This window comes from Sphingobium sp. B12D2B, from assembly GCF_025961775.1.
Lineage (GTDB): Bacteria > Pseudomonadota > Alphaproteobacteria > Sphingomonadales > Sphingomonadaceae > Sphingobium.
Genome location: NZ_JAOQOH010000001.1, coordinates 2,330,901 through 2,343,120, shown reverse-complemented (window position 1 = coordinate 2,343,120; position 12,220 = coordinate 2,330,901). Strand labels below are relative to the sequence as shown.

The 12,220-nt window shown below is 63.8% G+C and carries 7 protein-coding genes; 2 read left to right on the top strand and 5 right to left on the bottom strand.

The features are described 5' to 3' along the window. The first annotated feature begins 3 nt into the window (after window positions 1-3). Complete coding sequence (locus M2335_RS11105; protein WP_264594720.1) at window positions 4-1,458, top strand: carotenoid oxygenase family protein; 1,455 nt, start codon at window positions 4-6, stop codon at window positions 1,456-1,458. A 125-nt stretch (window positions 1,459-1,583) separates the two neighbouring features. On the opposite strand, the gene M2335_RS11100 is transcribed toward M2335_RS11105, so the two are convergent. Next, complete coding sequence (locus M2335_RS11100; RefSeq protein WP_264594719.1) at window positions 1,584-2,942, bottom strand: MFS transporter; 1,359 nt, start codon at window positions 2,940-2,942, stop codon at window positions 1,584-1,586. A gap of 642 nt (window positions 2,943-3,584) precedes the next feature. Here M2335_RS11100 and M2335_RS11095 point away from each other — a divergent pair. Continuing rightward, window positions 3,585-6,098, top strand: a complete 2,514-nt coding sequence (locus M2335_RS11095) for a TonB-dependent receptor (RefSeq protein WP_264594718.1) — start codon at window positions 3,585-3,587, stop codon at window positions 6,096-6,098. 124 nt (window positions 6,099-6,222) lie between these two features. Here the strand turns inward: M2335_RS11095 and M2335_RS11090 are convergent, their stop codons facing one another. The 4 genes from M2335_RS11090 to M2335_RS11075 all read right to left on the bottom strand — a co-directional run bounded on the left by M2335_RS11090 (window position 6,223) and on the right by M2335_RS11075 (window position 12,167). Further along, window positions 6,223-8,385, bottom strand: coding sequence for a S46 family peptidase (locus tag M2335_RS11090; protein ID WP_264594717.1), 2,163 nt, complete (start codon window positions 8,383-8,385; stop codon window positions 6,223-6,225). 126 nt (window positions 8,386-8,511) lie between these two features. Continuing rightward, a complete protein-coding gene (locus tag M2335_RS11085; protein WP_264594716.1) occupies window positions 8,512-10,137 on the bottom strand; it encodes a GMC family oxidoreductase in 1,626 nt (541 codons plus the stop codon). Between the two features lie 3 nt (window positions 10,138-10,140). Then, window positions 10,141-10,521 (bottom strand): nuclear transport factor 2 family protein, encoded by a 381-nt coding sequence (locus tag M2335_RS11080; protein ID WP_264594715.1) that lies wholly within the window; start codon window positions 10,519-10,521, stop codon window positions 10,141-10,143. Beyond that, complete coding sequence (locus tag M2335_RS11075) at window positions 10,518-12,167, bottom strand: GMC family oxidoreductase (protein WP_264594714.1); 1,650 nt, start codon at window positions 12,165-12,167, stop codon at window positions 10,518-10,520. The genes M2335_RS11080 and M2335_RS11075 overlap by 4 nt, the downstream gene beginning before the upstream one ends. Between the last annotated feature and the right edge of the window lie 53 nt (window positions 12,168-12,220).

Below are 12,220 nucleotides of genomic sequence, written 5' to 3'. Positions count from 1 at the left end.
CCCATGGTCGAACCCATTCAATTTCCGGACGTCGAGCTCTATCGCGGCTGGGGCGAGCCGATGCGCGCCAATATCGAGCTGCGTGGGCTGGAGCTGATTTCCGGCGCCATCCCCGATGGGCTGGAAGGCGGCCTGTATCGCGTCGGTGCCGACCGGCAATATCCCTCCGGCCGCACCGATGACATCTTCATCGATGGCGAAGGCCAGATGCACATGATCCGCTTCAAGGACAATCAGGCGGATTATGTCGTCAAATGGGTCGAGACAGATCGCTACAAGGCGCAGAAGGCCGCCCGTCGCGGGCTCTTCGGCAGCTATCGCAACCGCTATACGGTCGATGAAAGCGCGAAGGAAATCCATCTCGGCACGGCCAACACCACGGCGATGTTCCATGCCGGCCATCTCTATGCGTTGAAGGAAGACGACCTCCCTTACGAGATCGACCCCGACACGCTGGAAACCAAGGGCCGCGTGGATTTCGACGGACAGATATTGTCCGAGACGTTTACGGCGCACCCGAAAGTAGACCCGATCACCAACGAATTGCTGGCGTTCGGCTATCAGGCCAAGGGCGATGCTACCAAGGACTTCGTGTTCTACGTCTTCGGGCCGGATCGCAAGATCAAGACCGAAATCTGGTTCGAGATGCCCTATGCGGCCTGCGTCCATGATTTCGCCATCACCGATGAATGGGTGGTCGTGCCGTTCTTCCCGCTGATCACCGATCTCGATGTGGTGAAGCAGGGCGGGCCTTATTATCAGTGGCATCCCGACCAGCCGGTGCATGTCGCGCTGGTGCCGCGTTATGGCAAAGCGGAGGATATTCGCTGGTTCAAGGGGCCGACCGGCAGCGCCGGTCACATGATGAATGCCTATCGCGAGGGCACGAAGGTCCACCTCGACCTGTGCTATTATGATGGCAACTGCTTCCCCTTCTTTACCACGCCGCAGGGTGAGGAGACGGCGCCGGTTCCGCCATTCCTGACGCGCATGACGTTCGATCTTGCCAGCAATGAGGACAGCTTCACCACGCAGCGTCTGCTGAACATTCCGGGCGAGATGCCGCGCACGGACGATCGCTACCAGGGGCGGCCCTATCGCTATGGCTTCCTGCTCGCACGCGCGCAGGATGGATCGAGCGGCACGGCGCGGTTCGACAATCAGACCGGCGAGTTCCAGATCTGGAAGCCGGGGCCGGGCGACAGCGTGCAGGAAGCGCAGTTCGTGCCGCGGACGCCTGATGCGCCGGAAGGCGACGGATGGCTGCTCGTGCTCGTGGCGCGCGCCTCGAAGAACCGCAGCGATCTGGCGATTCTCGATGCGCAGAATCTCGCGGCGGGGCCGGTGGCGCTGCTCAAGCTGCCGATCCGGGTCCGCTCGACGTTCCATGGCACATGGGTGCCGGAAGAGACGCTCAAGAGCGGACAGTATAATATGAAGCTCAGCTCGGCGGCCTGATCCCTTACCCCTATCGGCTGACCGGTTTCCTGTAGACCGGGCGGACCTCAAACAGAAAGGGCGGCCCTCGCATCATCGCGAGGCCGCCCTTTTCCTTTTCGCCCGACAACCGTCGAGCGCGCCTATCAATGTGCGAGCGTGACGGGCTCTCTATCCTTCGCCTCTTCATGGCGGCGGATATAGGCGAGGGCGAACATCAGGATCGCCGTGCCAAGCGGAAGCGCTGCCGTCAGCGCGAGGGTGAGTTGCAGCGAATAATGCTGCGCCAGCGCAAAGCCGCCCGCAATCGGCGCCACGATGCCGCCGATGCGTCCGGCGCCACCGGCCCAGCCCAATGCCGTGCTGCGCATCCGGGGCGGATAGACTTGGGCGATCATCGTGTTGAGGCCGGACTGTCCGCCGGTCTGGAAGAACTGCCAGGTGAGCAGCGCGACCACGAAGAAGGCGGAGTAGAAGGGCACCCAGCCCAGCAGGTTGATGGTCACGGCCAGCATGACATAGAAGCAGGCGATGAGTAGGGCAGGGCGCATCCGGTCCATCAGCCAGCCGATGGAGAGCGTGCCCGCGACCCCGCCGAGATAGCCGATCATGGCGACCTTCGCGAAATCCTGGATGGGGACGCCCGCCATTTCGAGGAAGAAGGTCGGCATCCAGGCGCTAAGCAGGGCCGTGTTGGTCATGCTGAGGGTGCAGGCAGCCCAGACCAGTGCCGTCATGGTCAGGCGACCCTCGGAGAACACGTCGGACAGCTTGGCCTTGCGCCCCTTGGCGCCACCGCTCTCGATCACGAACAGTTCGTCGCCCCGCAGGTCGACATTGCGGTCGATCTTGCGGATCGTGGTCGCGATCCGCTGATCGGATGGGTTGCGCTCGGCCCGGAACTTAAGCGATTCCGGCACGATCAGGAAGAGCAGCACCGCGCAGGTAATCGGCACGAGGCCGCCGATCCAGAAGCCGCTTTCCCAGCCATAGCTGTCCAGCAGCCACGCCGCGACGACGCCGCTGGCGGCACTGCCGGTCGAGAAGCCGACAAGCGCCAGAGAGATCAGCGTCGAGCGTTTGCGTTTGGGGGTCAGCTCGGAGATCAGCGCCATGGCCATGGGCAGGCCCGCCGCCATGAACACGCCGGCAATGCCGCGCAGAACAGCCAGCTGCGTGAGCGTCTGGGCATGGATGCTGCCGATGGTGATCGTGCCGAAGATGAGGCAGGAGACCATGAGCATGAACCGCCGTCCGAACCGGTCCGCCAGCGGGGCGATGCTGAAGGCACCAATGGCGAGGCCGATCTGCTGATAGACGAACACCTTGGTCATGGCCTCGGAGGTCTCTCCGAAATCTGCAGCGATGGCCGGCGCGATCTTGCCGATCATGAAGATATCGAACCCGTCGATGAAGCAGACCAGAACGCAGACGAGCAGCGCCATGATCTGGGTGGCGCTGATCCGCGACCGATCGATGAAGTCTTCGACGTCAAACCTGTTCATATTCAGCCATCCCGCATCCATCCGGCCGACCAGCCGGGCTTTTTATCGGATTGCACCAAAACACGGTGTTGATGGGGAATCAACATCCTTATAAAGCAAAGCTGCAGATTAGCGGTTGTGATGGGCGGCAATGTCGCCCATGGGCGCCGCGTAAGAGCGGGCGCGACGCGGCTTCGACGTGATCGGAACAAGAGGCGCCACCGGCCCGCAGGCCAGGGTCCATCGTGGCATGCATGCGACACTTTCTGACAAAGTCATCAATATTTCCTGCTCGATGAGAAATTTTCTTGTTTTCTCATCGGTGCTCTTCCAATGGCGCAGGCTGGAGTATCGGGCAAAGTCAATATCTCGGAGTATTGGCGATGCTCGGCTGGTCTTATGCCAGCGGGAGAAGGATGCAGTACAGGCGAAGCCCGTGGCTTCGATCAGGCCCTCATCGTGCCTGATCGCCTCACAGGCAAAGGCGATCTCGTTCGTCTTGGCGCATAAGTCCAATCCCTGCTGATCACTCCACTAACGCGGTGAAGCTGCGTGGTGTCCTGGCCCGTTTGCGGGCGGCGCTGTCTCCGGGCGGCGCGGGGATGCGGCGCGGCATTCACCCATCGATCAATGGGCCTGCGCCCGCGTTTTGGGAGATTTGGAATGTCGTTTTCGTTGAGGAACAAGCTTCTGGGCATGGCGGGTGCGTCCGTCTTTGCCATGAGCATCGCAGCGCCCGCACAGGCGCAGGACGATGCCGCTGCCCAGGCGCAGCCCCAGCGCGCCGGTGTCGAAGAGATCGTCGTGACCGCGACGCGCTCGGCCACCAACCTGCAGGAAACGCCGCTGGCCATCACCGCCGTGACCGCTAATGCGCTGACCGATCGGGCGATCAACAACATTCAGGACGTTGCGGCCATCGTGCCGAACGCCAGCTTTGCGGCAGCGAACGCCTCTTTTGGCCGCGCCGTGCAGGCCTATATCCGCGGCATCGGCCAGTATGACTTCAACTTGGCGTTCGAGCCGGGCGTGGCCTTCTATGTTGATGACCAATATTATGCGCTGCTCGCCGGCTCGACCTTCGATCTGCTCGACCTTGAGCGCGTCGAAGTGCTGCGCGGTCCGCAGGGCACGGTGTTCGGCCGCAACGCCATTGGTGGCGCCGTCAACCTGATTTCCAAAGCACCCGATGCCACGCCTTCGGCCTATGTCGAAGCGACCGTGGGCAGCTACAACCGCACCGACCTGCGCGCCGGCTTCAATGTGCCGCTCTCGGAGAACCTCTTCTTCCGCGTTTCGGGCGTGTCGAAGAAGCGCAAGGGCTACCAGAAGCTGCTCGACTTTCGTTGTGACATGGTGCGTCAGGGCACGCCTGGCCTCGCCGGCAGGTTCCCCTCGCTCGATCCCTCGGACGGCTTCCTCTCCGGCGCCTCGCAGACCGATTGCGAACTGGGCCGTTATGGCGGTGAAAGCGTCGTCGCCCTGCGCGGCGCGCTGCGTTACGCCGGCACCGGCATCGACCTGACGCTCTCGGCGGACTACACCAACGATGATTCCCCGGCGGTGGCGAACAAGCAGCTCCGCATCGTGCCGAGCGCAGCCACGCAGGCGCTTGATGCGGCCGTTTATCAGCCGCTTTGGGGGGTCAGCTATGACAGCCGCTTCCTCACGAACAGCCCTTACACCACCTATGCCACCTATTGCGATCCGATCCCGGCTGGTACCAACATCGCCGGCACTTATTATAACGGTGGGTCGGACCGTGGCGGCCAGTGCTTCGATCGCAAGGCTGTGATCGAGAATTACGGCTTCAGCGGCAAGGCCGTGGTCGATCTGACGCAGGACCTGACGCTCACCGTGCTGGGTAGCTATCGCAATGTCTTCACGACGGCCATCAACGATACCGACGGGTCGCCGCTGAGCCTGCAGACCACCAAGTCCATCATCACGCATGAGCAGTGGACGGTCGAACCGCGCCTCAACTACACCAGCCCGTTGTTCGATGTGACCGCCGGTCTGTTCTACTACAAGGGCAAGGGCCTCACGACGTCCAACGTCTCGATTCCGTTCCTCAACTTCCAGCAGAACGCCCGCATCAGCGTGGATAGCGAAGCCAAGGCGGCTTATGCCCAGGCGCAGGTTCGTCCGCTCGATCGCCTGCAGCTCACCGCTGGCCTGCGCTACTCGGAAGATACCAAGGACACGCTTTTCAACAACGGCCAGGGCGGCATCATTCGCCCCGTGCTCGTCAAGGACGACCGCATCGATTACCGCTTCGGCGCGGACTACAAGCTGACCGATTCCGTGATGGTCTATGGCTCGATCGCTTCGGGCTATCGTCCCGGTGCGTTCAACCCGCGTCCGTTCCAGGCCTCGCAGCTCGTGCCCGTCGCGGCCGAGGAAATGGTCGCCTATGAACTCGGCTTCAAGGGTGACTTCTTCGACCGTCGCCTGCGCCTGAACGTGGCCGGCTTCTATTCGGACTACTCCTCGCGCATCGTCTCGCAGAGCGGTTCTGAGTGCATCAACAACGGCACGACCGGTGTCTGCACGCTCGCCGGGACGCAGGTCGATCCGGCTGTGACCGGCGGCAGCGAGCTGTGCCGCGCCTATAATCCGGCGACGGACGGTGCGGTCAACCTCGCGCAGGGCATTGGCGTGGCTTGCATCTCCAAGACCAACTACGTCAATTCGCCGGGCAAGGTGAAGGGCTTCGAGGTCGAGCTGGAGGCCCGTCCGGTCGATGGCCTGACGTTCAACCTCGCGGGCGGTTACACGCATTTCGATGCGCCGGAACTGCGCAACGATCCGCTCGTAGTGAACCAGACGCCGGTTTACGTGCCGCAGTGGACGGGTTCGGCTGGTATCCAGTACGAGATCCCGGTCGAGCAGCTGGGTGGCTCCATCACGCCGCGGATCGACGGCTTCTACCAGTCGAAGATCTCGTTCAACTCGCGCAGCCCGATCGCCCAGATCCCCGGCCGCGCCGTGTTCAACGGGCGGATCAGCTACCAGAACGATGCGGGCGACCTGACCGTGGCGGTCGGTGCGACCAACCTGTTCAACAAGCAATATTACTACAACATCTTCGATCTGGTGCCCTTCGGCCAGCCCACCACGGAAGCCCAGCCGGGCCGTCCCCGCGAGTGGTATCTCTCGGTGCGCAAGAGCTTCTGACGCGCCTGACAGCGTCAGGCTGACATAAGGAAAGGCCGCCCCGGAGACATCCGGAGCGGCCTTTCTCTTTTGGTGCGTGTGGGGACAGGGGGGCAGGGCGGCCGCGCCGCCCCATCCTTCCGCCTCAGCGGCTGGCGACGGGCGTGACGCCCATTTCCTTGAGCAGCCGCTGCGCGCCGTCGACCTTGTCCATCGTCCAGAGCATGAAGCGGCTGTCGACATGGATCGTGCGGTTGCGCTCGGCCACATAGGCCCAGTCGGAGATCACGCCTTCCAGCGTGCCGTCGAAGGCCAGGCCGACGAATTCGCCGCGCGCGTTCAGCGTCGAGGAACCCGAGTTGCCATTGGTGATGTCGACATTGGACATGAAGTCGACCGGCAGCGTGCCCAGCTCTGTCGCGGCATAGGGGCCGTAGTCCTTGGCCTTGATCGCATCGATTGCGCCCTGCGGGGCATTGAACTCGCCCTTGCCGGTCTGCTTGGCGAGAAGGCCCTCGGCGGTGGTGAAGGCGGTCCAGATCTGGCCGTCCTTTTCCTTGCCCATGACCTTGCCCCAGGTCAGGCGCAGCGAGCTGTTGGCATCGGGATAGAGGGGCAGGCCGGCCGCTTGCTTATAGGCCATCAGACCCTTCATATAGCCAGCCCGCGCTGCCTGCGTGCGACCCGAGCGGGCCTTGGCGGCCTGCTCGCTCTCCATGTCGCCGGCATAGAGCGCGATGGCGAGCTTGATGAACGGATCGTCCGAAGTCTCGAAGGCGGAGGCGGGCTTGTCCAGCCAGCCCAGCCGGGTCGGCGTGTCGCCCAGCTTGGTCTCGCCATAGAGCCGGTCGAAGCCGATCTGCGTCAGCGCGGCCTCAAACTTGGCATCGCGATCCGCCACGTCGAGCTGGCGATATTCGACGAGCGCAGCCTCGAACAATTGACGATCGATCTTGGGCAGAAAGCGGCGCTCGACCTGACGGAGCCGGTCGACAATGCTCTCGCGGTCACGCTGCTGGAATCCGCTCTCGCGCTGGGCGTCGGGCTTTTCCTGCTCCTTGGCCCAGCGATACAGGGTGCGGGCTGCGCCGAGCAGTTGCGCGCGGTTGAGCAGGGACGTGCGCAGGCCGGTGAGGGAAGCCTTGTTATTCTCGATGACCACCGCATCCAGCGCCGCAATGTCCGCCCCGTAGCGCGTCTGACGGGCCGCGTCGGCAGCGACCCAGTCGCGGAAGGCCTTTTCCTCGGCCGGCTTGCGCTCATCAAGGCGGATGGCGTCGGCACCGACGAGGTCGCCGGCGAGCTTCTTCTCGTAATTCTCGGCCCCCGCGAGGATGGAGGCGTAGCGGATCTGCGCCTCGCGATCGCCTGCCGTGACCTTGTCGATCTGCGTTGCATAGTCGCTCAGCAGACGCTGCCAGAGCGGCTCATATTCCGCGAAGTTGAACAGCACTTCATCGCTGGTGCGCAGGCGGTTGGTGGTGCCGGGGAAACCGGCGACCATCACGAAATCGCCTTCCTTCACACCCTGCGAGGCAATGCGCACCCAGGATTTCGGGCGGTAGGGGACGTTCTCCTTCGCGAAAGGCTTTGAGCTGCCGTCCGGCCCGACATAGGCGCGATAAAAGCCGAAGTCGCCGGTGTGGCGCGGCCACATCCAATTGTCCGTCTCGCCGCCAAAATTGCCGAGCCCTTCGGCCGGCGCGTAGACGAGGCGCACGTCCTGAATCTCAAGCTGCTGCTGGAGATAATAAGCCGCGCCGCCATAATAAGGCCGCACGTCGCAGCGGCGGTTGGCCTGCTTCTCGCACGCCGAGATCAACGCCTTGCGATTGGCGTCCAGCTTCTCGTAGCGGGCGAGGCCATCCAGGCGGGGCGTTACGCCGCGCATCATCGCGCTGGTCACGTCGCGCAGATCCTCGATCACATAGATGCGCGATCCGGGCGCGGCGGGCAGTTCCTCGCCCAGCTCCTTGGCGAGAAAGCCATTGGTCAGATAATCCCGGCCTTCGCCGCTATTATACTGGATCGACCCCTGCACGCAGTGATGGTTGGTCGCGACCAGCCCTTCGGGGCTGAGGAATGCAGCCGAGCAGCCGCCGAGCGAAACGATGGCGTTCAGCGGCGCGGCATCCAGCCGTCCCAGCTGATCGGGTGAGAGCGCCAGGCCGTCGGCCTTGAGCGCGGCGCCAATGTCCTTGATCTGGCCCGGCATCCACATGCCTTCATTGGCAGCGGCCGGTGCGGCGAGGGCGAGGAGGGCGGTGCAGCCCGCGAGAGAAACGATATGATGGACACGCCGAGGCATGAGGCAAGGCTCCTGCAAATTTTGAGGTTGCCCTGCCTATCGCGCCATGAATGGGCGAACGCAAGCCGGGGCAGCCCGTTCGACCGGGCCGCCCTGAGCTGACGTTACGTCACCGGCAAGGTCGCCTCAGGCCTGCAGGCCGTTGTCCGCCTTGATCATGTCCGCAGCCTTCTCGCCGATCATGATGCTTGCGGCATTGGTGTTGCCACCCACGATTCGCGGCATGATGGCGGCATCGGCCACGCGCAGGCCCTGGAGGCCGTGGACGCGCAGGCGCGGATCGACCACCGCCATGTCATCCTGCCCCATGGCGCAGGTGCCGACCGGGTGCAGGGCGGTGTTGATTGCGCTGCGCACCCAGGCATCGATCTCCGCATCGCTCTTCACATTCGGGCCGGGCATCACCTCCCCGCGCAAAACGTCGCTCAACGGTGCGGTGGAGAATATCTCGCGCAGTTGCGGCACGAGGCGGCGGAAGAAGGCCCGGTCTATCTCGGTGGAGAGCACGTTGGAGAGGATGCGCGGCTTTTCCGTCGGGTTTGCCGAGCGCAGCTTCACCCAGCCGCGACCCTCGGGCCTTAGCAGCACGCAGGCCATTGCCACTACGTCCGCCTTGGGCTTGCGCCAGCCGGGGAACCAGGTCTGCGCGCCGATCATCGTCGGCTGGAACAGGCACTGCGCATCCGGCCGCTCAAGCTCGGGCCGGGTCTTGATGAAGCCGTTGGCGGTCACCGGCATATCCGCGATCATGCCGCCGCGCGTCAGCAGCCATTGCAGCGCGGCAAGGGCGGAACGGTCGATGCGCAGGCTGTCGGTCAGCGTCACGCTGCGCGCCGCTGCATTGACCATCGCGACGGAAGGGTGGTCCTGCAGGTTCATGCCGACGCCGGGAAGGTGATGCACCACATCGATGCCTTGCTCGGCGAGATGCTCGGCCGGGCCGATGCCGGAGAGCAGCAGCACCTGGGGCGAATTATAGGCACCGCCCGAAAGGATGATTTCCTGTCCGGCGACGACCCGTTTGTCCCGGCCTTCGCTGTCGCGATAATGGACCGCGACCGCGCGGCCGTTGGCGACCTCGATGAGGGTGACCAGCGCGCCGGTCTCAACCGTCAGATTGGGCCGCGACATCGCCGGAATGAGGAAGCGCGCGGCGGTGCTGGCGCGCGTGCCCTCATGGATGTTGAGCGGCGGCGGTCCCCAGCCTTCCTGCTCGGCGCGGTGGAAACTGTCGCGCTCGTCATAGCCGAGCGATTTCACCGTGCTGATGAACCGCTGGTAGAGATCGTTGGTCTTGGGCTGCTGCTTGACGCTGAGCGGTCCGCCCTTGCCATGCCAATGGTCCTCAGGGCCCCAATGATTTTCCGATTTCTTGAAGTAGGGCAGCACATCGTCATAGCTCCAGCCCTCGTTGCCGAGCTGGCGCCACTCGTCATAATCCCGCGCATGGCCGCGCGCGTAGAGCATGCCGTTGATCATCGAGGAGCCGCCCAGCGCCTTGCCGCGCGGCTGGCGGATCTGGCGGTTATCTGCGAACGGTTCCGGCTCGCCCATATAGCTCCAGTTGAACTTGGGATCGGCCATGACGAACGGGAAGAGGATCGGCATGGTCAGGCGGATGTCGCGCTCGCGGCGTCCGGCCTCCAGCACGAGGACCTTGGCATTGGGATCTTCCGACAGGCGGGCGGCGATGACTGCGCCGGCCGAGCCGGATCCGATGACGATGAAGTCGGGCGTGGAGCTGTTGGCCAAGACTCAGAGTTCCTTGAAGCGGGCGGATTTGATGTGGGTGAACTTGCCGTTCGCGATACGGTACAGGATGATGCTCTCGATCTCGCGCACATCGCCCTTCTTGGTCGGCCACATTTCGAACTCGGGCCAGTCCTTGATCGTCTCGAAGCGGGTGTGGACCCGCAGCGCTGCGCCGTCATCGGCGAGAATGAGATCGAGGATGGTCAGCGTCTCCTCGAAATGCGCCTTCACGCCGCGATAGAACTCGCCGATCTTCTCCTGGCCGACGATGTGCATCCGGTCCCCAAGCTGAAAATCCACGTCATCTGCGTAGAAGCTGGTGAAGCCATCGAAATCATTGGCGTTGAAGGCGCCGATATAGCGCTCGAAATCCTCGCGGGTCATGCGGCATACTCTCCTGTGTGAACCAGTTCGTCAGCGGGCAGAACCTTGCCCTTGAGGATGTCCGCCGCCCGCTCGGCGAGCATGATGGTGGGCGCATTGATGTTGCCGCCGGTCTCGTCCGGCATCACCGAGGCATCGATGACCCGCAGGCCCTCCATGCCGATCACCCGCAGCTGCGGATCGACCACCGCCATCGGGCCTGTGCCCATCCGGCAGGTGCCGAGCGGATGCTGCGTGGTCGTCGTGGTGGCGCGGATATGCTCATCCAGCGCTTCATCGCTCACCACCTCGGCGCCGGGCGAGATTTCCTTGCCGGTGATCTCGGCTTGCGGCGAAGTGGCATAGATCTTCCGCGCAATGCGGATGCCCGCCCGCGCCGTCGCGAAATCGGCCGGCGCGCTGAACAGGTTGAGGAAAATGCCGACATGATCGTCGGCCTTGGGCGATTTGAGGAATACCCGGCCCCGGCTTTCCGGGTGGAGCAGGATGACGTCGGCGGTCAGCTTGTGCGGCGGACGCTTCTTGATGCCGGGGAACCACAAATGCGCATCCAGCGTCACCGGGTTGCACCAGAGTTGAATGTCCGGCTGGGCGAGGCGCGGGTCGGTGCGCAGCACCGGGTTGGCGCTGTTCACCTGCCGCGCAAAGGGGCCGGTGCCCATGAAGTACCAGCGCAGCACGGAGAGCGTCGCCTTGTCGAAGCGCAACTCGTTGACGAAGGTGACCGGCGAGGCCTCGAACAGCACCGGTGTGCGGGGGTGCTCCGAGAGATTCTCGCCGACGCCGGGCAGATCATGCACGACCGGGATATCCATCTCGCGCAGATGCTGCGCCGGGCCAATGCCGGAGAGCATGAGCAACTGCGGCGAATTGTAGCTGCCGCCCGAAAGGATGACCTCGCGTCGGGCAAGGGCGGTCTTGAGAATGCCGTCGTGGCGATACTCCACGCCCGTCGCCCGCTTGCCTTCGGTCAGCACGCGCTGGGTCATCGCGTTGGTCAGAACCGTCAGATTGGGCCGATCCATAGCGGGCTTGAGATAGGCGGCATAGGTCGAGGCCCGGCGGCCATTCTTGTCGATGGTCAGCTCGACGCGGCCTACGCCTTCCTCATCGCCATCGTGAATGTCGTCGGTGATCGGGAAGCCGGCGTTCTTCGCGGCGGCCATCAGTTCGTCATGCAGCAGCCATTTCGTCGCGTTCGGCGTGACGCTCAGCGGGCCGTCGGCGCCGTGCAGATCGGACGCGCCGCGCCAGCTGCGCTCCATCTTGCGGAAATAGGGGAGCACATCGGCATAACTCCAGCCCTTGCAGCCCATCTGCGCCCAGCGATCGAAATCGGCGCTGTGACCGCGCATGAACACCATGCCGTTGATCGAGCTGGAGCCGCCGAGCAACCGTCCACGCGGCAGGATCAGCTTGCGGTTGTTCATGTGCGGCTCCGGCTCCGTCCAATAGGGCCAGGTGTAGCCGGGCTTGAACAGCGCCTTGAGGAAGCCGAGCGGCATCCGAATCAGCCAGTCATCGCCACCACCGCCTGCCTCCAGCAGCAGGACGCGCACATTCGGGTCCTCGGTGAGTCGCGCCGCGAGCACCGACCCGGCGGACCCCGCGCCGACGATCACATAATCAAAGGAATTTTCGGACAAAGTCACTCTCCATGGACTTCCGGCGCGCTAGAGTTGGCGTGGACGCATGTCTG